This is a genomic window from Flavobacteriales bacterium, from assembly GCA_021296215.1.
Lineage (GTDB): Bacteria > Bacteroidota > Bacteroidia > Flavobacteriales > ECT2AJA-044 > ECT2AJA-044.
In genome coordinates this window covers 1-23,547 of record JAGWBA010000021.1, presented here as the reverse complement: position 1 = coordinate 23,547, position 23,547 = coordinate 1, and the positions used below count along the sequence as shown (strand labels likewise).

Sequence of the window (23,547 nt, the reverse complement as noted above, 5' to 3'; positions counted from 1 at the left end):
CTACCTAAGAATGGTCATCCGATAAGCATCCAGCTTCACGAAAATGAATAGCAAGATGGTGAAGCCCCAAAGGCTCGATCCTCCGTAGCTGAAAAACGGTAGAGGAATCCCAATCACCGGTGCGAGGCCAATGGTCATGGCAATGTTAATAGCGAAGTGAATAAACAGTATACTTGCCACGCTGTATCCATAGATCCGACTGAAATGAGACCGTTGCCGCTCCGCAATGAATACCACCCGAAGAATTAAGGCCACGAAGAGCACCACGACCACAAAAGAGCCAATAAAGCCCCATTCCTCACCAACCGTACAAAAAATAAAGTCGGTACTCTGCTCCGGAACGAAATCGTACTTGGTCTGAGTCCCATTTAAAAAGCCCTTGCCCCAGAATCCACCCGACCCAATGGCGATCTTACTTTGCTCGGTATTGTAACCGACACCCTGCGGATCCTCCATTTTCCCCAGCAAAATATTGATCCTGTTCCGATGCCGGTCCTCCAGAATATTCTCAAAGGCATAGTCCACACTTTGGGTAAAACCAATGGCTCCGATCGTCAACAGGGAAATAAAAATCCACGCTCGCTTGGTTCGGCGCGTAATGTAAATGAATGCAAGGCCTGCGGCCAGAAGGAGCCCGCTAAGCCACCATTGATCTATTAGCAAGGCCAACAGGAACAATACGGCTGCCGATACGCCAATGACGAGGTAATTGCCACTGAGTCCTTCGCGGTACAGTACCAGGAACAAAGCAGTGAATACCAACGCCGATCCAGGATCGGGCTGCGGTACAATTAGGATCATCGGCAAAGCAATGATCCCCAATGCGTATACCTTGTCGCGCCAAGTCGCCAAAGAGGGATTCATCCCGCTTAAAAAGGCACTCAAGGCCAAAGCGGTGGTGAACTTCGCGAATTCCGAAGGTTGCAAGCTGAAGCCGCCAAATGCGTACCACGACCTCGCTCCGGCGATTTCCTTTCCGAAGAACAGTACACCCAGCAGAGCGGCCATCATCAACCCATACAAGCCATATGCAAAGGTCTTGAAGAACTTGCCGTCTACGATAACGATGAGCAGAATTAAAACCAATGAAGTCAGAATCCAAAGGAATTGCTTCCCGTACTTCTGACTCATATCGAAAATACTGGCGAATTCGTCGTTGTACACCGCGGCGTAAATGTTGACCCACCCGAGAAGCACCATGACACCGTAAAGAGCCACGATCACCCAGTCGATATTCGCAAATGGATTCTTATCGTTCCTCACGGATCTTCTGTGCTTGTTTTTCGTATTCCTCTTTCAGACTTCCATCCAGCATCCGCTTCTCCATAGCCGGCTTGCTAATACTATCGCGCAAGTGCTTCTCGATGATCAAGCCGGCCATCGGAGCCGCCCATCGCGAACCCCAATAACCGTTCTCAACGAAAATGCTCAGGGCGATCTTCGGATTATCCTTTGGCGCAAACGCAATGAAAATACTGTGATCCTGTCCGTGTGGGTTCTCCGCTGTACCCGTTTTACCGCATATGTCGATACCGTCGATCTGAGACCAGTAGGCCGTTCCGTCCGTGTCGGTGTACACACCGTGCATGCCTTCAACGATCGGATCAAAATACCGCGGTTCAACGGTCGTGTATTTCGGAACGGTGAAGTTGGTGTCTTGAATGGGTTTTCCATCGATCGCTTTCACGATATGAGGGGTGTAGTAGTAGCCTCGATTGGCGATCGTTGCCGATAGGTTTGCCAGTTGGATCGGAGTTACCAATAACTCTCCCTGGCCAATGGCGTTGGATATCGTCGTAACCGCCCTCCACGATCCGGGCGGATAAACACGGTTGTAGTATGCGGCATCCGGTACGTGCCCTTTTCGACCTGTAGGCAAGTCGTTCCCCATGAATTTCCCCAGCCCAAAGCTCTTCACATGCTCACTCCAAGCATCCATTCCTTCGGCTGCTGATGGATAATTCTCGATTATATCCTTGTACGTAGAGCAGAAGTAGGCGTTACACGAAGCAACAATGGCTTTGTCGAGCCGATAAGCCCCGGGATCACTGTGACAGCCCACGTGAAGTGATCCGTATCGCCATCCGTGGTTACAGTACTGTACCGTCGATTCAGTCAGTACTCCCTCTTGAAGTCCGATCAAGGCATTGACGATCTTAAAAGGTGACCCCGGAGGGTACTCGGCCAACACGGCCCTATCGTACATCGGAAGGTTCAAAGTGTCGGCATCGAGTTCCCTGAAATTCTGACTGCGTACACGTCCAACCAACAAGTTTGGATCGTAGGTCGGACTACTCACCAGGACCAGAATCTCGCCCGTTTGAGGGTCTATAGCAACGATACTGCCTCTTTTCTCGTGCAGCAAGCCTTGGGCGTACTGTTGGAGCTCAATGTCGATGGTGGTCATTACCTCGGCTCCCGGCTGCGGTAGGGTGTCGTACTTTCCATTTTGGAACGATCCCTTTTCCCGGTTATGTACATCGACCATTCGGTATGATACACCTCGTTTACCCCGCAGCGCGTCTTCGTAGCTCTGTTCAACTCCGGCCCCACCGATATAATCACCACGGGCGTACTCCGGGTTGCTGAGCAGCGCGCTCTCCGATATCTCGCGAACGAATCCGAGAACGTTCGCCGCGGAGGCGAACGGGTACTGGCGGAGGGTGCGTTTTTGAACGTAGAATCCAGGGTAATTGAACAGCTTTTCCTGAAGGCCGGCGAATTGCTCTCTACTGATCTGCTTCATGAACACACTCGGCTTGTAGTAGGAGTACCCCTTCCGCCCGCGTAGGGTGCTCCATTGCACAACGAACTGTAGGGAATCAATTCCAAGATCGGCACAAAAGGCCGCCGTATCGAGGTCATTGACCTCTCGAGGGACCACCATGAGATCGTAGGCGGGCTGGTTACTGACGATGAGCTTTCCGTTGCGATCGTAGATATAGCCTCGGTCGGGGTAGAGGGTGATGGCACGCAATACATTGCTCTCGGCGCTGAGTTTGTAGCGATCGTCGATCACCTGGAGGTAAAACAAACGCACGAGAAATATAAGGCCCATGACCGGTACGACCAGGTAAACCAGTAATCGCCTCCGCTCAAATACATCGCCCTGGGTCATTCGATTCGCCTGTTAAAGATGAGCAGAATGAGAAATATGAGGACCACCGTAAATACAGTGCTGAGTAGGGTTCGAGCGAGAACGGTGAAGAACTCCGAGAATCGGAAGGCCTCCAGAAAGAATAAGAGTAGGTGATGAGCGAAGACCAATATTAGAGTGTAACTAAGGAATTTAACGGTTCCCATGGTCGACAATCCCAGATATTCCCATTTGTCTTCACCGCGTACAGCATAGAGCCGAACTACGAAAGGCCTTAAATAAGCCATCAGGGTGGTCGCCGCGGCATGCAATCCGTAACTCCCCATAAATATGTCGATCATCAATCCCGTTCCGAAGCCGATAATGAGCAGGTAGAATCTGTTGATTCGGGGTGGGAGCAACAAGATGAAGAGGGTATACAGATAGGGATTCACGTATCCGCTGAACTGAACCTGATTGAGCAAGGCGATCTGCGCGAGGATCAGAATGATGAACCGCAGAATATGTAGTCTGGGCTTATTCATTGATCGTGGCGTTTTCAAGTGAATCGCGCTCCCATTTCAGCTTATTTTCGATGAGGTATACATACCTCAACTGGCCGAAGTCGGTGGCGAGCTCAACCGTAATATCGTAGTAATTGGTACTAGGAACCAATTCAGCGTTGGCAATGGTTCCCAATGGGATCCCTTCCGGAAAGATGTTCGAAAAGCCGTTGGTGATGATGGTGTCACCCCGCTCAAATTTGGCGTGAACGGGTATGTCGCGCAGCTTGACAAATCGATGATCCTGACCGTTCCATTGCAATATGCCGAAGTGGTCGCTCCCCTGAAACTTGGCCGAGATCATTACATCGCGATGCAAGATCGGCAGCACGACCGAATAGTGCTTCGACGCGCTTTTTACGATACCCACGACACCCTTGGTGTTGAACACTCCCATCCGCGGGCGAACCCCGTGCCTGAGACCGCGATTAATGGTAATGTAGTTGTTGCGCTTGTTATACGTGGCATTGACCACCTTGCCGCCAAAGAACTGATACTGCTGCTCGCGGGTACTATCGGTCCGTAGGACCCGCTTGATATGGTGGTCGAATTCCGCCTCGGGAAGACGACTGTACAGCTCCGCGTTGTCTTCGACCAGCAGGTTATTGCTTTTGCGCAAGTGGAAATACTCGCGCCAGTAATCGACCGAAGCGTAGAGTCGGCCGGTGACCTGCGTGGCGCCATTCCAAAAAACGCTCCCATGGAAGCTGTGATTTCGCGCGATCAAGACCAGCGCAAGAAGCTCTAACCCGATGAAGGTCAAGGTGATGTGATAGCGATATAGAAATATAAGGATGCTGCGCATAAATGAAAAACGGCCTACAACTTTAACGCATTAAGAACGTAAATTTGTCGATGTTTTTCAAGGCGATTCCGGTTCCGCGTACTACGGCACGCAACGGATCTTCGGCGATGAATACAGGCAACTCGGTCTTTCGCGAAATTCGCTTATCCAGCCCGCGCAGCATGGAACCTCCACCGGCCATATAGATACCTGTATTGTAAATGTCGGCAGCCAACTCAGGTGGCGTCATCGAAAGCACCTCCATAATGGCGTCTTCGATCCGAATGATCGATTTATCGAGCGCCTTTGAAATCTCCTGATAGGTCACAGTAACCTCTTTTGGCTTTCCGGTAAGCAAATCGCGCCCCTGCACGGCATAAGGCTCCGGATTATTGTCGAGGTCCTCGGTCGCGGCTCCTGTTTCGATCTTTATTTTTTCTGCGGTTCTTTCGCCTACGGCGAGATTGTGTTGCGCGCGCATATAGTAAACGATGTCGCTCGTAAAGACGTCACCGGCTACTTTGATCGACTTGTCAGCTACGATACCGCCCAAGGCCAAAACCGCGATCTCAGTGGTACCTCCACCGATATCGATGATCATGTTTCCCTTGGGTTCGGTTACGTCAACCCCAATACCGATGGCCGCCGCCATAGGTTCGTGGATCAGGTAAACTTCTTTGGCTCCCGCGTGCTCCGCAGAGTCGCGCACGGCTCGTTTTTCAACTTCGGTGATCCCCGATGGAATACAGATCACCATGCGCAAACTCGGGGCAAAAAACTTGTTCTTGAGTGCCGGGATGTTCTTGATCATTTCCCGGATCATGTGTTCCGAAGCGTTGAAGTCGGCGATCACACCGTCCTTCAATGGTCGAATGGTCTTAATTCCTTCGTGCGCCTTTCCGTGCATCTGCTGTGCGGCGCGTCCAACGGCGATCACTTTACGCGTGTACGAGTCCACTGCTACGATCGAAGGGGCGTCAACCACCACCTTGTCGTTGTGAATGATCAGGGTGTTTGCCGTTCCTAGATCAATCGCAATGTCCTGCGTCATAAAATCAAATAATCCCATCGTCCCCCCTTGCTTCGTTAGTCGAACGCTAAAAGTAGAAAAATTAGTGCTTGAAATGGCGAGTTCCCGTGAATACCATGGCCATTCCATGCTCGTCGCAATAGTCAATGCTGAGCTGGTCCTTTATCGACCCGCCGGGCTGCACCACCGCCGTAATTCCGACTTTATCCGCAATTTCCACACAATCGGGAAATGGAAAAAAGGCATCGCTCGCCATGACGGCTCCATTGAGGTCGAAGCCAAATCCGTGTGCCTTTTCGATAGCTTGCTTGAGCGCGTCGACCCTACTCGTTTGTCCTGTGCCACCGGCCAACAACTGACCATTTTTCGCCAAAACGATCGTATTCGATTTCGTGTGTTTGCAGATCTTACTCGCAAACTCGAGGTCGCTCAATTGCTCCTCGGTCGGATCAATTTTCGTAACGGTCTCCATCTCCTCCTTGCGGTCCGTCACGATATCTCGATCCTGCTCCAACACCCCGTTGAGGGTAGTTCTGAAGAGTTTTTTCGGAAGCGTAACCTCCTTCTGGATCAAGATGATCCGGTTCTTTTTACTCTTCAATATCTCTAGTGCCTGCGGCACGATGGCCGGTGCGATCACCACTTCACAAAAGAGTTCGTTGATGACCTCCCCGGTCTCAACGTCCAATGTTTCGTTGGTGATGAGAATCCCGCCGAAGGCGGAAACCGGATCGCCCGCCAATGCATCTTTGTACGCGTCGAGCAAGCACTCGCGACTAGCTACTCCGCAGGCGTTGTTGTGCTTGAGAATAGCAAAGGTGCAATTGTTGAATTCGTTCATGAGGTTCACCGCAGCATCAACATCCAACAGGTTGTTGTAGCTCAGGTCCTTGCCGTGAAGCTTGTCGAACATACCTTCGAGGTCGCCGTAGAAAACACCGTGCTGATGTGGGTTTTCGCCGTAGCGGAGGGTGTGCGCGGCCGGAATCGAGTGTTTGAAGCTCTGGTCTTCGTAGTGCTGAAAGTAATGGAAAATAGCGGTGTCGTAATGCGAGCTGATATTGAAGGCTCGGCCCGCGAGGTACTTGCGTTGTTCGAGGGTCGTAGTTCCATCGCCTTCTTCCAAAATGCGTTGGAGATAGTCGTAATCGCGACGCGATGGAACAATTACCACATCGTTGAAATTCTTGGCTGCGGCCCTGATTAGCGAAATTCCCCCTATGTCGATATTTTCGATGATGTCTTTTTCAGAAGCTCCACCGGCGACGGTATCCTCAAAAGGATACAGATCCACGATCACCAAGTCGATCTCCGGAATGCTGTACTCTTCGAGTTGTCCGAGGTCCGATTGAAGCGAACGACGAGCCAGTATTCCACCAAACACCTTAGGGTGAAGGGTCTTTACCCGTCCTCCGAGGATCGAAGGATACGACGTCAGGTCCTCTACTTTTTCGCAGGGAATTCCGTGACGCATGATAAATTCGTAGGTTCCGCCCGTCGAAAGCAGTTGTACGCCGTGCTGGTGGAGCAGTTGAATGAGCGGCTCCAGCCCCTCTTTGTGAAATACCGAGATGAGGGCGGTTTTGATATTCTTGACAGCCATGAAGTTGGGGGTTCTTTTCAGGAGGCCAAAGGTAACAATTTGACCAGCACTTCGCTATATTTGACACTATGATCTACCTGCGTCTACTGAACGAAAGCATCAAGTTCGCCTTGCATGCACTGGCGGTGAATCGCCTCCGCACCGTCTTATCGCTACTGGGGGTGACCATCGGTATATTCGCCATTATAGCGGTCTTTACGGTAGTCGATTCATTGGAGCGCAACGTGCGGTCCGATCTCAATTCTTTGGGCGATAACGTCGTTTATATCCAAAAATGGCCATGGGGCGGCGGCGGCGGTGAGTACGAATGGTGGGAGTATATGAAACGGCCCGAGGTTAAGTACGATGAATTGGAAGTTGTTCAGCGACAAACACCTAGCCTCATGGCGGCGACTTTTGGTGCATCGCGCACGGTAACCATTAAATACGAAGGTAATTCGATCGATCGGGCAGGTATTTTCGGAGTAAGTGAGGATTACGACCTCATGTGGGATTTTGACCTTACCGAAGGGCGCTATTTCACCGATCTCGAATTTAGGACTGGGCGAAACTTCGCCATGATCGGTGCGCATATCGCCGAGAAATTCTTTCCTCAGGGAGGAGCCGTAGGCAAAGAGATCCGCATTATGGGCCAAAAGCTCTTCGTGATCGGCGTTTTTGCAGAGCAGGGGAATAGCATGTTCGGGAATTCGCCGGACGACCTAGCGGTGGTGCCCATCAATTTTCTTATGAAATTTATCGACACCGATCATAGCAATCCATTGATCATGGCCAAGGCCAAACCCAATGTCGCGGCAGCACAACTTAAGGACGAGCTTCGCGGAGTTATGCGCAACGTGCGCCGACTCAAGCCTAAAGCCAAGGACGACTTCCAACTGAATGAGATCAGTGTCGTCTCGGCCGGAATAGAGGGCTTGTTCGATATCATTGGCGCTGCCGGAGCCATTATTGGAGGTTTCTCAATTCTCGTGGGTGGGTTCGGTATCGCGAACATCATGTTCGTTTCCGTCAAAGAACGAACCAATCAAATCGGAATTCAAAAGGCACTCGGGGCAAAGAATTCATTCATTCTTCTGCAGTTCCTCTTCGAATCCGTATTCCTTTGCGTTTTGGGTGGTGGCGTCGGACTCCTTCTTGTCTTTGGTGGAGCGACACTGGTCAGGTTAACAGCCGATTTTAATATCGCCATGAGCGTCGGGAACGTTATCATGGGAGTAAGTATTTCGGCCCTTATTGGCATCATCAGCGGATTCGTCCCGGCCTTCACGGCTTCTCGTCTCGATCCGGTAGAGGCGATCCGGACAGGGATTTAATGGAATTCTTAGTTCTGAATTATTAAGGCTTAATTGGCTTCGCAAGTCCATTTCGGCTTTGCCTAAGTAAATTCGCTCTGCGAGCGAGTAAAATCGCTATTAACTCCGTAGGAATTTACTCGCGCGAAGCGCGAATTCACATTGACGTTGTCAATATTCCCTAATACTCCACCCACAACCCCCAGCGGGGGACAATTAATCCCATTAACCAATAACTTTCTTAATCAACCAATCACATCCCCAACGAAGGCTCATGCTTAATCACATGATATCTCAGCGCCGCTCGGATGCAGGATTTTAGTTCCTTTTCGGGCACTTCGTCATCCATGTTGAAGACGATAGCTCGCGTTCCTTCGTAGTTGAATTGTTCTTTGTAAACGGTCTTAAAGGTATCTACCAATCGACTCGTACACTTGAAATACATGGCGTATTGATCGGGTGTTTTGGACTTCCAGTCGATCCGCAACGTACTTCCTTTCTTTGCAAGGTAACTCGGTTCGCTCCATTTCAAAGTTTCTTCGAGTGACTCAATTCCTTCTGTCTCACGAGCGGTATCAATAATGAGCTCACGTAAGTAGACAAGCTTACCACGGACGTGCTCCGGATACGCGTTAAATACTTTGTCTACTTCTGGGTCGGAATGAAGGGTCAAGGAGTTCTTAGTTTTTAGTTAGTTTCGATTCCACCCCCAACCCCCGTGTATGTATTGAAGGCATCATTTACACCTTACCGGATACATGGTTTGCCGTTTTCACAATCAATCAATCAACGAAGTTCAGCTACGGTTAGAAGCTTACGGCTATCTTCTGGTTGAACTCTGCACCGTCTACAACCGCCCGTACGACAAACCATCCGGCCGAGAGGCCGCGCGCATCGAAAAAGAAGCGGTTGGTGCCGATTTGGTAGTCACCTTCGTGAAGCGTGGCAACGATTTGTCCTTGGGCATTCAATAGCTCCACTTTTCCGTATCCGCCTGCAGGTGTTACAACAGGTACACAGGTGATGGCCGAAGCCGGATTGGGATATACATTTTTTAATTCCGGTTCGAGCTCTTCAAGCGCGATCGGATGCTGCAGTATGGTCGAAAAGTATCCGGTTGGAGCCGGCATGGGCCGAAGTTGCGTTTTGCCGCTGTTCGATGTGGCCTCGAAGTAGTATTCGATCTTGTCGTAAGGCTCCAATGGAGTCACAACTATGGGCACGTAGGCCGACCACGTATCGCCTGAAGTGTTGGTCATGGGGAACGCATTGAAGGTGCCACTGCCGGCATAGCGGAGGTACATGGTGGCCGAGGCGATACCACTGCTGTGCCGGATCTCCGCTTCAATTGAGATTGAAGTATTGTACACGATGGTGTCTCGGTTCCAGTGTTGTATCAGGAGAGGCTTGCGCACACCGATACTGTGTGTAATGCAATGCAGGGCGCCGGCGGCCGGAATAATACTTTCGCAGTTGATCGGTACGATGTTGTATCCGGGCAACGATTCTTCGTAAATACGTAACGCCGTGGTATCGAATTCTTCGCGGTAGGTGGGAACCAACACGGTGTTGTTGATGAAAATGCTGTTCGTGTACGTGCGGTAGTGCGCATTGGGCGCGTAGTTGCCACCGGTGCTTGGGGGCATAGGGATGCGGATCAAACGGAGCGGATTTCCGTCGCGTGCGGTAAAGTTACTGAGCACGTATTGCAAGTTAGCCTCCAATTGGGGTCCGTCCGACACCCCGAGTGGAAATTCACCGACCAATAGAGTATTCTCGTTGATCAGCTTCATGTGCATGTCGATATGTGAGATGATGTCGAACGGAAGTTCATCCATACGCACATAGGGGTCTATGGCCATGTAGCCCTTCATGAGTGAATCGACCTCAGCCGGGGTCTTGACGGTCTGATTAAACTGGCCGAGTGGTCCGTTCTCGTCAACGACCAAATTGCTTGAAAACCCCAGTCCGGTTCCTTCACTCATGAAGTTACCTCCCGTGTGCACCAAATCGTTCGGCGCTACGGTGGAACTGTAGATGGCGTAGTTGAATTCGTTGGCGATTCCCTCCGGAACTTGGTCGTCGAGGGGTCGCGGACGGTTATAGATCCAGTCGACCAGTACCAGACTGTCGACATCGTTCAAATAAACGCTGTTTTGTCCGTAGTCGCGACACCAAATTGAGTTGAATCCCTGTTCTATGAAACGGAGGTTTAGATTCGGAACGCCGTCGGAGGCCAGGTTGTTGATCACGCTGTTGCTGTCGTTACAAGTGATGATCACGGTTACTTCTTCTTGAGCCGCATCTACGATCTGCGCAAGAATATCGGTCCAACCGGTCCAGGTGATGGTGAGGTATTCGATCTCTTCCCATTCGGCCATGGTGCGAATTGGGCCGGGTGGAGGAGTGGGTATGCCCTCTGGGGTCGGAAGCGTGTAGCTCCTCATGGCCGCAGTTTCGGCCGGAGTCATATAACGTGGGAGGGCCTCGTTTTGCGCGGATACGATAAAGGTAAAAACCAGACAAAGAAGGGTGATAGTACTTTTCATAGGTCGAAAAATAAGATATAGCCGCGAAGGTGCCAAACGTGCCGTAGGCACAAATGTATCTAATGTATGTACATTGAAAAATATCGTACTTTTGCAAAATGCGAATTGAAGAAGCCATTAAACAGCCCAAGTTCAAGTCGGAGCACGAGAAGGCCATCATAAATCTGGTGTATACAGGCAATTTTTTGATCCTGAAGCAGAGTCAGGTTTTTAAATCGTACGGTGTTACGCGCCAGCAGTATAATGTGCTGCGGATTCTGCGCGGACGCAAGGGTGAGCCGGCCACGGTGAAGCTATTGAATGAGCGAATGCTCGATAAATCGAGTAATGTGAGCCGCTTGGTCGACAAGCTGGTTCAAAAGGATTTGGCCACGCGCGAGTTTTGCGAGACCGATCGTAGGCAGGTCGATATTTTCATCACTAAGAAAGGCTTGGCACTGCTCGATCAGGTAGCGGCAGAGCACCCGGAACAAAGCGAGGTGCTCAAGGATATTCCCGAGGAGGATCTACGTCGACTCAATGAAACTTTGAATGCGGTTCGCGCCGCGTACGGTCAAACTCCGGAGGAGGATCAGTAATACTCGGCCAGTCGCTTGCAGATGGCTTCGAGCAGCCGCTCGTCGCGAATGTTGAAGGCGCTCGGCGTGTGCGAATCCACGTCGATTTGCCCGATGAAACGATCTCCGTCCATGATCGGAACTACCAGTTCCGACTTGGTTTCGATACTGCAAGCAATGTAGTTATCGACCGCCGACACGTCGCTCACGTTGATCGTGCGTTTTTGGATGGCCCCTTCACCGCAAATACCCTTTCCGAACGGAATGCGTTTATGCCCGGTTGGTTCCCCCTCGAATTGCCCCAGTACCAACTCGTCTTTTTCGGCATCCTTCATGTAAAAACCGACCCAGTCGTAGTGGCGGATCTCGCTCCGCAGCAAGGTGCAAATAGCCTTCTGCTTTTCGCGCATGCTGAGATTTTTATCGATGATCTGAATAGCTTTGAGTTGTATCTCCTGATGCTTCGCTTCTTGTAACATAGTCGGCTGAATAGATAGCGAAATTACGAAATTATAATCCCATCGCCTCAGTGACATAAGGCCCAAATACGAGCAGGCCCACAACGGCCGCAACGATGGCTGCAACCAGCACGGCACCGGCGGCCAGGTCTTTTGCTCGGCCTACGGCCGGATGCGTATCTGGGTGCAAGAGGTCAAGCGTTTTTTCCAGAGCAGAATTCAACGCTTCGAGCCCGTTGACCAAGGCAATACACAACAGCACGGCGATCCACTCGAATGTTTGGAGTCCGCATGCAAATCCGCCCGCGAGGGCGAGAACCGTCGCCAGCAAATGAAAACGACCGTGGCGTTCTTTGATCCAGAGTTCAAGTAGACCTTTGAACGCTGCTCTAAAAGACTGAATCTCTCTTTTCATTCGGAGCATTGGTTTCTTTCAAGGTTTTACATCTCTCCAACTTCTGATAGTTCTCCTTTATTCAAATTTTCTATTTGCCACTTTTTGCTTGATCAAAAAGTGTCCTAATAATCATGGCGTTCCCTATGTCGATTTTGCTTCCGCAAAACCGCTCATCATTTCGCTTCATGCTCTTTTTAGCTGCGCGAAACGCAATTTCGCTCATTCCTCGCCTTCGCCTATGGAAACGACATTTTAGTGCTCAGTTATTCGTGTTGAGTGCTTAGTTCGCTTCATTCCAACTATCCAGCTATCCAACTAACTAAGAACTCAAAACTAATCAGACAATATCCCCCGCAACTGCTCAATCGCCTCGTCGACGTTCGAAATCCCCTGAAAGGTTAGTGTGAGTCGATTATTCCGCTCCTTCATGGTCACTGTGCGGTAGTGGTTTTTGAGGTAGTTCAAGATCTGCGTAAAGGTGGCACTTTGGTAGAATGGACTGCTTTGGTCGCTGATGAAATAGCCGATCATTTTGTTCGACTTGAGCACCAGCTTTTCGAATCCGAGCTGGCGGCCGATCCAGCGGAGGCGGACACTCACCAGTAGATCGTGAACGGGTGGAGGAATCTCCCCGAAGCGGTCGACCAGTCTTTGCTCAAATTCCTTCAACTGCTCCTCGGTTTCGATGTCGTTCAATTTGCGATAGAGCGATAGGCGCTCCGCGATGTTATTCACGTACTCGTCCGGAATCAAGATCTCGAGGTCTGTGTCGAGCAAGGTCTCTTCAGCCAAGAAGTGCTTCATCTTGTCCTCTTCTTCCTTGTAGAGGTCCTTGAATTCGTCTTGCTTCAACTCGGCAAGCGCCTCACCGAGGATCTTTTGGTACATTTCGAACCCGATGTCGCCAATGAATCCACTCTGCTCAGCTCCCAACAGATCTCCAGCCCCGCGGATCTCGAGATCGCGCATGGCGATGTTGAAACCGCTGCCCAGGTCGCTGAACTGCTCCAGAGCCTTGAGTCGTTTCCGCGCTTCTTCGGTCATGGCCGAGTAGGGCGGTGCGATCATGTATGCAAAGGCCTTTTTATTGCTTCGACCTACGCGTCCACGCATTTGATGCAGGTCGCTCAAACCGAAGAAATTGGCGTTGTTGATGATGATGGTGTTGGCATTCGAAATATCGAGGCCCGATTCAATGATGGTCGTCGAGATCAACACGTCGCATTCGCCCTCCATAAAGGCCAGCATGATCTTTTCGAGCTTGGTGCCTTCCATTTGTCCATGGGCCACGCCGATCTTTACATCGGGTACCAGCCGCTGTATCATTCCGGCCACTTCGCTAATATTTTCAATGCGGTTGTGCACAAAGAATACTTGTCCACCCCGACTCACCTCGTAGGCAATAGCATCGCGAATCATTTCTTCGTTGAATCCGCGCACCTCGGTCTGTACCGGATAGCGGTTCGGGGGTGGAGTAGCCAATACACTGAGATCACGGGCACCCACGAGCGAGAACTGCATGGTACGTGGAATCGGTGTGGCACTCAAAGTTAACGTGTCTACGTTCACCCGAATGGTCTTGAGCTTGTCCTTCACGGCCACTCCGAACTTTTGCTCTTCGTCGATCACCAATAGCCCGAGGTCTTTCCACTTAACGTCCTTTCCGACGATACGATGCGTTCCAATGAGTATGTCGACCTTACCTTCTTCGAGCCGTTTCAAGGTTTCGCGTTGCTGCTTGGTACTGCGGAACCGGTTGATGTATTCAACGGTCACCGGGAAATCTTTCAACTGCTCCGTAAAGGTTTTGTAATGCTGGAAAGCCAAAACGGTCGTCGGTACCAGCACCGCAACCTGCTTTCCGTTATCGACCGCCTTAAAGGCCGCGCGCACCGCCAGCTCGGTTTTCCCGAAGCCCACATCGCCACACACCAATCGGTCCATGGGCATTTCCTTTTCCATGTCCTCCTTGATGGCCTCGGTGGCTTTCTCCTGATCAGGCGTATCCTCGTACAAGAACGACGCTTCGAGCTCGAGCTGCAGGTAGCTATCGGGCCCGCAGGCGAAGCCTTTTTGCTCCTTGCGTTTGGCGTACAGTTTAATGAGGTCGTAGGCGATCTTTTTGACCTTGCTCTTGGTCTTCGCCTTGGTCTTGGCCCAGGTAGCCGATCCCAATTTGTGGATCTTCGGCATGGTGCCTTCCTTGCCGTTGTACTTGCTGATCTTGTGCAGCGAGTGGATGCTGATGTACAGAATGTCGTTGTCCTTGTAGATCAGCTTAATGGCCTCTTGCTGCTTGCCGTTGACATCGATCTTTTTGAGTCCGCCAAAGGTCCCGATACCGTGGTCGATATGGGTCACAAAGTCGCCCACTTGCAGGCTGGTCAGCTCTTTCAGCGTAATGGCCTGCTTTTTCTCGTATCCCGTTTTGAGGCGGAACTTGTGGTAGCGATCGAAGATTTGGCGATCGGTATAGCACACGATCTTGCGCTCATGATCGATAAACCCTTCGTGCAGCGTATACAGTACGGGCGTAAACTTTGCCTCGGCATCGATGTCCTCGAAAATATCGTGAAAGCGCTCCACCTGTTTGGCCGAAGCGCAAAGGATCAAATTCTCGTACCCCTGTTCATCGTGCTTGTGCAGACTTTCGGCCAGCAGCTGAAAGTTCTTGTTAAAGGCGGGTTGTGGGACACTGTTAAAGTCTACGGCCTCAGCGGCCGGATAGGCAAGTCCCTGCCCAAATTCGATCAGATCGAAATCATCCAATTCGTGCCGCAAGGCAGCCTTATTCAAGAATAATTCGGTGGGCGTTCGATGTTTCACCGCCGTGCTCAATTCGGCAAAGGCTTCTTCGGCCTTCTCGAAATTTTTGTTGAGCCGATCGCCGGCAAATTCGACACTTTTAGTCCAAATTACGGTCTCTTTGCTGAGGTAGTGCAAAAAGCTCTCGCGCTGTTCCACCATGGTTTTGTCGCTCACGTTGGGCACCACGGTGATCGATTTCACCCGTTTTTCACTGACCTGCGTTTCGATATCGAAGGAGCGAATGCTGTCGACCTCCTCACCGAAGAACTCGATGCGGTAGGGCATGTCGTTGCTGAAGCTGAAGACGTCGACGATTCCTCCTCGTATGCTGAATTGCCCGAGGTCGGTTACGAAATCGACCCGCTCAAAATGGTATTCGTTCAGCGTTTCGTTGAGGAAGTCGGGGCTCAAGGCGTCGTTCTCCGAGATCTTGAGCGTGTTTTTCGACAATTCCTTTCGGGTGATCACCTTTTCGAAGAGTCCGTCCGGATAGGTCACCACCGCGGCGGGTTTACGCCTCGATGAAAGACGGTTCAACACCTCGGCGCGTAGCAGTACGTTGGCATTTTCGGTTTCCTCGATTTGGTAGGGACGGCGATAGCTACCCGGGAAAAAGAGTACGTCTTTTTCGCCGAGGATGCTTTGAATGTCGTTGAGAAAATAAGCTGCTTCTTCTTTGTCGTTGAGTACGAAAAGGTTCGGAACCGTTGAGTTTTTAAATACCGAAGCGGCGATAATGGCCGGTAGCGATCCAGCTAGTCCTTTCAAGTGAACGCGTTGGACTCCGGGTTCGTGGAGTTTTACGGCGATGCGTTTAACGTCGAAGTCTTTTTCGTAAAGTTTTGTGAATTCCTGTTGATTCATCGGCCTATACTGAGTCAGCCGTCCATCAATTGTTCAACTTCGGCCACCATTTTTGGAGAGCCCACGTAGTATGGCACGCGCTGGTGGAGGTCGGTCGGAACGATCTCCATGATGCGTTGATTTCCGTCAGAGGCATATCCACCGGCTTGTTCGATCAAAAAGGCCAGCGGAGAACACTCGTACAACAAACGTAATTTTCCGTTCGGGGCCTTTTCGGTTGAAGGGTACATATAGATTCCACCCTTGAGCAGGTTGCGGTGAAAATCGGCAACCAAGGAGCCAATGTAGCGCGCGCTGTATTGGCGTTCCTTACACTTGTGCACGTAGTCTTGTACGCCTTTTGGAGCACTGAAGAGATTTCCTTCGTTGATGGAGTAAATGCTTCCGTCTTCGGGGATCTTCATATTGGGATGCGAAAGGCAAAACTCGCCGATCGACGAGTCCAAGGTAAATCCGTTCACCCCTTTGCCACTCGTGTACACCAGCATGGTCGAAGAGCCGTAGATAACGTATCCGGCAGCGACTTGCTCCGTTCCAGGTCTAAAGAATTCATCGACCGTAACGGGTCCTTCGAATTTTTTTCTCCTGAAAATGCTGAAGATGGTTCCGATAGAAACGTTCACGTCGATGTTTGAGGAGCCATCGAGAGGATCAATGGAGACCAAGTACTTTCCATCGTCGGCAATACCGTCGAGCACAACGATGTCGTCGTACTCTTCTGAAGCGATAGCGCGACACTCGCCTCCATTGCGCAGCAGATCCATGAACAGGGTATTGGCAAAAACATCGAGCTTTTGCTGTTCTTCACCTTGAATGTTTCCGCTGCCAGCGGCTCCGAGAATATCGACCAATCCGGCCTTGTTGACCTCTCGGTTCACCACTTTAGCGGCGATGGTAATGTCTCCAAATAGTCGTGTGAATTCGCCGGTCGCGTGTGGAAGCTCGGCCTGTCGTTCAATGATGAATTCGCTCAGCGTTTGTACCGCCATGATGTGTAGTGGCTTTAGGGCAAATATCGGAAAAAAGGGTCGAAACCAATGTGTACCTTTACTTCGACATGAACCATTCTGAAGTAAAATTACGCATTGCGGAGCGTCACGACATACCCGCCATGCACTCCTTGGTTCGCGAATTGGCGATCTACGAAAAGGCCGAAGAGCAGCATACCGTCACGGTGGAGCAGATGGCCGAGGACGGATTCGGACCCGAGCCGCATTTCGATGCCTTTGTGGCCGAGGTCGATAGAGAAGTCGTGGGCATGGCGATGTACTATCCGAGGTATTCGACCTGGAAGGGGCGCACCTTGCATTTGGAAGACATCGTGGTGCGCGAGTCGATGCGCGGTCGCGGCATTGGAGCCATGCTTTTTGAGGCAGTGCTCGATAAAGCCGCCGAGTGGGATGCGGGCCGAATGGAATTCGAGGTGCTCGGGTGGAACGATCCGGCTAAGCGTTTTTATTCGCGGTTCGAAATCACCGGCGACTCGGGCCGGGAGCTTTGGAAGATGACCAATGAAGAGCTTCGCGAATGGGCAAAAAAGAGATAGAATGAGGGTACATAAGTTCGGAGGAGCATCGATTGCGGATGCACAGGGCGTTCGTCGGGTGGCGAATATCGTTGCCGAATTTGAGGACGATGCCGTGGTGATCGTATCGGCCATGGGCAAAACGACCAACTTACTCGAAGAAGTGGTGGGTCAACACTACATTGGTGAAACGGAGAAGGCCATGGCGCTCATGGCGAAGTCGAAGCAACAACACGATGCGTTGATCGATGAGTTGTTCGATAAAGGTCATCCGGTACGCGATGAGGTGAACAACCTTTTTGTGGAAATGGAGTGGACCATTGAGGATCCGGCCCGCGAGGAGTGCGACTACAACTACGACCAAATCGTTAGTTACGGCGAGCTCATTAGTTCGCGCATTTTGAGTGCGTATTTGTCGGAGCAGGGCTGGGGGCACGAGTGGCTCGACGCCCGCGATGTCATTAAGACCGACAATCGCCACCGCGATGCCCGGATCGATTGGCCATTGTGTCAGCAGCAGGCGAGTCGTTACGTAAAGAAAGGGCAGCGCTACCTGAGTCAGGGGTTTATTGGGTGTACGAGCGAAAACTTCAATACGACCTTGGGACGCGAGGGATCGGATTACTCGGCGGCCATATTCGCCCACCTGCTCGATGCCGAAGAGGTGAATATCTGGAAAGACGTTCCGGGACTCATGAACGCCGATCCAAACGAGTTTGCGGAATCCACCCTATTGGAAGAAGTGTCGTTCGTTGAGGCTATTGAGTTGGCCTTTTTCGGGGCCAAGGTCATTCACCCGAAGACCATACAGCCCCTCAAGGAAAAAAACATCCCCTTGCGCGTGAAGTCGTTCATCGCGCCGCAGGCGCCGGGCTCCTTGATTCAGAGCGGAAGCACCCAGGTACCCGCCGTGCCGAGCTACATCGTAAAGCACGACCAGGTGTTGATCAATATCAGTGCTCGCGATCTCAGTTTCATCGCGGAGCAGCACCTGAGTTTGATCTTTGAATTGCTGGCGAAATTTGGCTTTCGGGTCAATATGATGCAGAATAGTGCGGTATCGTTTTCGGTAGTGACCGACCGTGACCTCATTAAATTGCCTAAATTGGTTGAAGTACTGCAACAGCATTTCGATGTGCGCCCTACGGGCGGATTATCACTTTATACGGTCAGGCATTACGCCGACCGTTGGGAACACCTTTTAGAAGGGCGTGAAGTGTATTTGGAGCAGCGTACGCGAGAAACTTTACAACTTTTATTGAGCGAAAAATGAGTTTAGTAGATTCGGAAGAGTTTGCCCAGTTCACCCGATTGAAGCAGCTGGGGATGCCGCGTGTGGCCGAACTCATCATGGAGCTGCTCAAGCTCGATAAGGTCAATGCGATCTACGACGAGTTCAGCGATGCCCCTACGGCTGTAGAATTTGTCGATGCCGTGTTGAACAAGCTCGGAGTCGAAGTGGAGATCTCCGAAGAAGAGCTCAAGCGCATTCCGAAGGAAGGGCCTTTCATTACCGTTTCGAATCACCCCTTTGGCGGTATCGACGGCATAATCTTAATCAAATTGCTCGCGGCTCGGCGATCCGACTTCAAGGTCATGGCGAACTTTTTACTCGAGCGCATAGAACCGCTGGCGCCCAACTTCATCGGGGTGAACCCGTTCGAGAATGCCAAGGAGTCCAAAGGGAATGTGGGCGGACTCCGAGCAACGATGCAACATTTGGCCGAGGGGAAACCTTTAGGGATGTTTCCGGCCGGAGAGGTGAGTAGCTACAAGGTTCAAAAAGGTACGGTGACCGATCGCCGTTGGCAGGAGCCCGCCTTGAAGATCATCCAGCGCGCCAAGGTGCCGGTGATTCCGATTTACTTTCGAGGCACCAACAGTTTTATGTTCCACCTGCTCGGCATGTTGCACCCCGTACTGCGCAGGGCCAAGTTGCCGTCGGAGGTAGTAGCCAAAAAGAACAGGCACGTCACGGTGCGCATTGGGCACGCGATCAGCGTGGAGCAGCAAGAGCAATTCGCAGAGATCGACCAATACGGCCGTTTTTTGCGCATGAAGACCTACGCCTTGGGAAATGCCATGCGCGTGAATCGCTTTTTTCCGAAGCTGCATATATCGCACCGTAAAGAAGAGGTGAAGCCGGTCATAGACCCCGTCGACCCCAAAGAGCTTCAGGCCGAACTCGATAGCTTGCGCGAAGAGTTTTTCGAATTCGATTTTCGGAGTTTCGAATTGTTTATTCTGCCTCGCGGCCGGATACCCAAGCTTTTGCAGGAAATTGGCCGTTTGAGGGAAGTTACATTTCGCGCCGTAGGCGAAGGAACCAATAATGAGATCGACGTCGACGAATTCGATCTTTATTACCGGCACATGCTGCTGTGGGACAAGGATGCTCAGAAGATCGTTGGGGCCTACAGGATCGGAATGGGTGCCGATATCATGAATTTGTACGGCAAGTGCGGCTTTTATTTTCAGTCGCTGTTTCGACTCGATGAGCCCGTAGTTCCGCTACTTCGCGAGACTATTGAACTCGGCCGAGCCTTTATCGTGGAGGAGTATCAGATGAAACCGTATCCGCTGTTTTTGCTTTGGAAAGGCCTTACTATAACCGCCCTGAAACATCCGCAGTATCGCTATTTCATTGGGTGTGTGAGCATCAGCAACAACTTCTCGAAGTTCAGCAAGTCGCTCATCATCGAATTCATCAAAAAGAACTACTACGACTACGATATTGCCCGGCATGTGCATCCGCGCAAGGCGTTTCGGGTGAGGTTGACCAAGGCCGATCGTATGTTGGTCGACTTAAGTGAGGACGATGTGAACCGCATCGATCGACTCGTAGAAGAGATGGAACCCGGGAACATGCGGTTCCCGATTCTGCTGAAGAAGTACATCAAGCAGAATGCCCGTATCATCGGATTCAATGTGGATCCGAAATTCAACAACTCTCTGGATGGGCTTATGATCCTCGATCTGCTCGATACGCCCATGGAGACCTTGAATCAGGTCATCGAAGAGATCGGCGATGAAAAGGTGATCGAGGCGTTTGTGCAAAGGAAGCGGGACGAAGGGAAACAATAGTTCTTAGGTCTTAATGTTGAGGTCTTAGTTGGTTTCGATTTTTCAAATCAAATACCTCATAATCCCCGGGGCTAAATCGCATCCGTCCTTGATACTTGACTCAATTATAAAACCCCCGGGTTAAAACCCGGGGCCGAGGGTATCGTTTTCAATTCCCAATAATCCCCGGGCTGAAGCCCGGGGCTATTTCGCATCCGTGTGCTATTAATTATCGATTGTTACTGATTCAACTATATGATACCCGGGTTAATATCCGAGGCCACGGACCTTCCATTATTGAATCCCATGAACCATGAACCATGAACTTGGACTGTCCCGTCCTGATTTTGTTTGACAGTTTTTGACTTTAATGACTGATGTAAGTTAACACTTGATTTCTATTCCTTACTTGGGTTAACACTTCATGGATTTGTTGTGGTGTTTCCATGTTACAAGACATATGTGGTCTTACTGTGTTGTAGGCTTCAAGAGCCTGAAGTAAACAGCGGTCGATGTCTTGATTTCGTTTAATAAAAGGGTACAAGTATTCGTTCTTGATGATGCCGTTCACTCGTTCTGCGATGGCATTATCGAGTGGATCTCCGGTTTGGGTCATGCTGATCTGAATATTGTACTTCTTTAACTCGTTTGTATACTCATGACAGCAGTACTGGATTCCTCTATCGGAGTGATGATACTGAGGAGAGCCTTCCGCCATTAAAGCACTTTTGAGTGCATCCAAGGTGTGTCTTGACGCTAATGTAGATGCCAGTTTTGCCCCAACGATCTTACGCGAATACGCATCGGTGATCAGGCTCAAGTAGGCATGCTTTCCGCCTAGGTATACATAGGTGATATCACTTACCCATACCCGCATAGGGCGGTCTATGACCATGCCTTTAACGAGGTTTGAATAACGCTTGTAAATGTGATTAGAGTTGGTGGTTCGAACCGGATTGCGTTTCCTACGAACCAAATGTCCATGTTCGCGTAATAGCCGCATGAACCGGTCTCTTCCAATAACATCAGGATGATCCATTAATGGCTTACGCAGCTTGCGAGCTCCCATTCTCGGGTGAGCCTTACGCAACTCCCGTACAGCATAAAGAAGCCTAAAATGGCCTTCTTCGCGCTCTTTACGATTATGAAGATGTTTGTAAGAAGCCCGACGGCTCATACCAAGCAATCTACATCCATACGAAACGCTCTTGCGCTCGTTTAATTCTTGAACGACTTGGCAATAGACTTTTTTGGCAGCTCAATACCGAGCTCTTCTTCGCTGAGCTCGATGACACGCTGTAAGAGATAAGCCTTGTCCTGGGCTTCCTCCAAGGAGCACTCCAAACGGCGTATGTACGCCGCAGTATCCTCTCCTTCTCGTCGGAACTTTCCCTTCTCTTTCATAGGTTCCAAGGTACGGTTTGATACCTGATTCTCGCAAAAACGCTTTCCATACTTTTCCCCCATACCAATACAATCGATTTGCTCACATTGTACTTTCTGGTCAATTGGCAACTGCTCTGATCTCCTTCAACATACTCCCTGGCAACACGCAGGAGAAAGCCCATAGGATAAACTTCTTTTCTTTCCTTCATGGTTGACTTAATTTGTGTCAACCTATTTCAGGACAAGACAAACCAATCAACTACTCAACCAATCCACCATTCAACTCTCAAAGAGAGTATCAAGAACTCTCCCTCAAAAACTTCTCCTTCACGTATCGTTCTGAGTACCCCACGCGCCTTGAAATTTCTTTTACTGGGGTTCCTTGTTCGTACAGACTTCGCGAAATCTCTTTCTTGACCTTGTTGATCAACTTGCCCGGCGTAGTGCCCTGTTTCTTGAGCTTTCGATTGAGCTGTACCGTTGAGGTGTTGAGTTTTTCGGCCAAATCGTTCACACTCTGGATATTCGGATTTTCAAGAATCAGCTCTTTGAGAAACTCCATTTTATAGGGTTCGATAGGAACAAATTGCTCCTCCTTTTTTCTGAATCGCGGCATTTGAATCGCTATGGTGAGCAAAAGGGCCAGGAGTAGTCCGATTCCGATGGGCCAATACGATCGGTCGGGTCCCGGGTCGATGATGTTCAGGTTGGCGTTGGGAAGAATAACATCTTCGAGGTAATAACGCTTGATTTGATAGAGTCCTTGAACTGAGCCTGCGAAAAGGTTATGCCCGTATAGGTAAAGTGCTTTTTTATTGAACTCGACGTTCGGGATCAAGGTCACTATGCGCCCTTGGTCATACGCAAATAGTCCGTTCAGGGTTGAGAATACTAAATAACGACCTATTTGAACCGACTGCAGCACATCGGGGTGCTCAATACGTTCGACGATCTCGAGATTTGAATTTAAACGAACAATTCCGTCCGGAGTGCTTGCGCTTAACGTGTCGCGCCACAAAAAGAGGTCGGTAACCACTCCGGTGAACACCGAATCAATACGTTTACCTCTTTCGTTCATTTGAACGACGAATCCATCCAGAGTCCCGGCAAACATGCGATTATTCCAAATCTCGAAATCACCCAATGGGGTATGCTCAATAAATACCCGTTTTCTTTCGAGTTGCTGATTAAGAAGTTCCGGGCCACGGGTTCGCAAGGCCATTATGTCTTTACCGTATTCTTTGAGCGCGGTATTGATATTCGGTAGAGGCTCCTCTAATCATGGTGATAGGGGAATCGGTTACCTCAGCTATGCCATCAAAGCATACGTATAGCTTTCCATGTACCCTATTGAGCTCTCCGTTGGCGTAAGTGATACTGGTATCCATGAGGTCGTTGGTCGATAACTCCCATTCCGGCCCTTTAAAAATACCACCATATGCCGCTACATAGCTCTGTTCATCGGTGGACCAAATGGAGCGGATGGAGAAATCCGGTAACGTACGGGTATAGTGTTCCTAAGTTCGACTTTTCTAAATTTCATTATTTAATTAACAGGACTGAACAGAGGAATAAGGCCGATATAGGTTTTG

At 50.4% G+C, this 23,547-nt stretch carries 19 protein-coding genes and 1 pseudogene; 5 read left to right on the top strand and 15 right to left on the bottom strand.

Translation table 11 applies throughout. The features are described 5' to 3' along the window. The 6 genes from rodA to purH are packed head-to-tail and all read right to left on the bottom strand — an operon-like array spanning window position 1 to window position 7,056. Complete coding sequence (rodA, locus tag J4F31_05245) at window positions 1-1,263, bottom strand: rod shape-determining protein RodA (protein ID MCE2495966.1); 1,263 nt, start codon at window positions 1,261-1,263, stop codon at window positions 1-3. Further along, window positions 1,250-3,118 (bottom strand): penicillin-binding protein 2, encoded by a 1,869-nt coding sequence (gene mrdA / locus J4F31_05240; protein ID MCE2495965.1) that lies wholly within the window; start codon window positions 3,116-3,118, stop codon window positions 1,250-1,252. The genes rodA and mrdA overlap by 14 nt, the downstream gene beginning before the upstream one ends. Further along, a complete protein-coding gene (gene mreD, locus J4F31_05235) occupies window positions 3,115-3,621 on the bottom strand; it encodes a rod shape-determining protein MreD (GenBank protein MCE2495964.1) in 507 nt (168 codons plus the stop codon). The genes mrdA and mreD overlap by 4 nt, the downstream gene beginning before the upstream one ends. Continuing rightward, entirely contained in the window at window positions 3,614-4,444 is an 831-nt protein-coding gene (gene mreC, locus J4F31_05230; protein MCE2495963.1) for a rod shape-determining protein MreC, read from the bottom strand. Before mreC ends, mreD begins: the two co-directional genes overlap by 8 nt. A 22-nt stretch (window positions 4,445-4,466) precedes the next feature. Then, window positions 4,467-5,492, bottom strand: coding sequence for a rod shape-determining protein (locus J4F31_05225; protein ID MCE2495962.1), 1,026 nt, complete (start codon window positions 5,490-5,492; stop codon window positions 4,467-4,469). Window positions 5,493-5,535: 43 nt separating this feature from the next. Beyond that, window positions 5,536-7,056, bottom strand: coding sequence for a bifunctional phosphoribosylaminoimidazolecarboxamide formyltransferase/IMP cyclohydrolase (gene purH / locus J4F31_05220; protein MCE2495961.1), 1,521 nt, complete (start codon window positions 7,054-7,056; stop codon window positions 5,536-5,538). A 68-nt stretch (window positions 7,057-7,124) separates the two neighbouring features. Here purH and J4F31_05215 point away from each other — a divergent pair, with 68 nt between their 5' ends. Continuing rightward, window positions 7,125-8,369, top strand: a complete 1,245-nt coding sequence (locus tag J4F31_05215; protein MCE2495960.1) for an ABC transporter permease — start codon at window positions 7,125-7,127, stop codon at window positions 8,367-8,369. Window positions 8,370-8,601: 232 nt separating this feature from the next. Here J4F31_05215 and J4F31_05210 read toward each other — a convergent pair whose 3' ends face one another. Continuing rightward, the gene (locus J4F31_05210) at window positions 8,602-9,021 is read right to left on the bottom strand and encodes a DUF1801 domain-containing protein (protein ID MCE2495959.1); all 420 of its coding nucleotides are present in this window, start codon (window positions 9,019-9,021) and stop codon (window positions 8,602-8,604) included. A gap of 133 nt (window positions 9,022-9,154) precedes the next feature. Next, window positions 9,155-10,897 carry an agmatine deiminase family protein gene (locus tag J4F31_05205; protein MCE2495958.1) on the bottom strand — a complete coding sequence of 581 codons (1,743 nt, stop codon included), beginning with the start codon at window positions 10,895-10,897 and terminating at the stop codon, window positions 9,155-9,157. A 98-nt stretch (window positions 10,898-10,995) separates the two neighbouring features. On the opposite strand from J4F31_05205, the gene J4F31_05200 reads away from it, so the two are divergent. After that, entirely contained in the window at window positions 10,996-11,475 is a 480-nt protein-coding gene (locus tag J4F31_05200) for a MarR family transcriptional regulator (protein ID MCE2495957.1), read from the top strand. Here J4F31_05200 and J4F31_05195 read toward each other — a convergent pair. The 4 genes from J4F31_05195 to fbp all read right to left on the bottom strand — a co-directional run bounded on the left by J4F31_05195 (window position 11,469) and on the right by fbp (window position 16,970). After that, on the bottom strand, window positions 11,469-11,933 hold the full coding sequence (locus tag J4F31_05195) for a GAF domain-containing protein (protein ID MCE2495956.1): 465 nt from the start codon (window positions 11,931-11,933) through the stop codon (window positions 11,469-11,471). The two genes, J4F31_05200 and J4F31_05195, sit on opposite strands and share 7 nt — an antisense overlap. 31 nt (window positions 11,934-11,964) lie before the next feature. Beyond that, window positions 11,965-12,327: a diacylglycerol kinase family protein gene (locus J4F31_05190; GenBank protein ID MCE2495955.1), complete on the bottom strand. Its 363-nt coding sequence runs from the start codon at window positions 12,325-12,327 to the stop codon at window positions 11,965-11,967. A gap of 315 nt (window positions 12,328-12,642) precedes the next feature. Further along, complete coding sequence (gene mfd / locus J4F31_05185; protein MCE2495954.1) at window positions 12,643-15,981, bottom strand: transcription-repair coupling factor; 3,339 nt, start codon at window positions 15,979-15,981, stop codon at window positions 12,643-12,645. Between the two features lie 14 nt (window positions 15,982-15,995). Further along, window positions 15,996-16,970 (bottom strand): class 1 fructose-bisphosphatase, encoded by a 975-nt coding sequence (fbp, locus tag J4F31_05180; protein ID MCE2495953.1) that lies wholly within the window; start codon window positions 16,968-16,970, stop codon window positions 15,996-15,998. Window positions 16,971-17,092: 122 nt separating this feature from the next. Between fbp and J4F31_05175 the strand changes: the two genes are divergently transcribed. The 3 genes from J4F31_05175 to J4F31_05165 are packed head-to-tail and all read left to right on the top strand — an operon-like array spanning window position 17,093 to window position 20,590. Next, window positions 17,093-17,527 (top strand): GNAT family N-acetyltransferase, encoded by a 435-nt coding sequence (locus J4F31_05175; GenBank protein MCE2495952.1) that lies wholly within the window; start codon window positions 17,093-17,095, stop codon window positions 17,525-17,527. Between the two features lies 1 nt (window position 17,528). Next, a complete protein-coding gene (locus J4F31_05170) occupies window positions 17,529-18,779 on the top strand; it encodes an aspartate kinase (protein ID MCE2495951.1) in 1,251 nt (416 codons plus the stop codon). Continuing rightward, window positions 18,776-20,590 carry a lysophospholipid acyltransferase family protein gene (locus J4F31_05165; GenBank protein ID MCE2495950.1) on the top strand — a complete coding sequence of 605 codons (1,815 nt, stop codon included), beginning with the start codon at window positions 18,776-18,778 and terminating at the stop codon, window positions 20,588-20,590. The genes J4F31_05170 and J4F31_05165 overlap by 4 nt, the downstream gene beginning before the upstream one ends. A gap of 346 nt (window positions 20,591-20,936) precedes the next feature. Here the strand turns inward: J4F31_05165 and J4F31_05160 are convergent. The 3 genes and pseudogenes from J4F31_05160 to J4F31_05150 form a co-directional block, all read right to left on the bottom strand. Then, a pseudogene (locus J4F31_05160) lies at window positions 20,937-21,818 on the bottom strand (IS3 family transposase). Next, entirely contained in the window at window positions 21,788-21,973 is a 186-nt protein-coding gene (locus J4F31_05155) for a hypothetical protein (protein MCE2495949.1), read from the bottom strand. The pseudogene J4F31_05160 and the gene J4F31_05155 overlap by 31 nt, the downstream one beginning before the upstream one ends. A 280-nt stretch (window positions 21,974-22,253) precedes the next feature. Next, a complete protein-coding gene (locus J4F31_05150) occupies window positions 22,254-23,177 on the bottom strand; it encodes a hypothetical protein (GenBank protein MCE2495948.1) in 924 nt (307 codons plus the stop codon). Window positions 23,178-23,547: the final 370 nt, after the last annotated feature.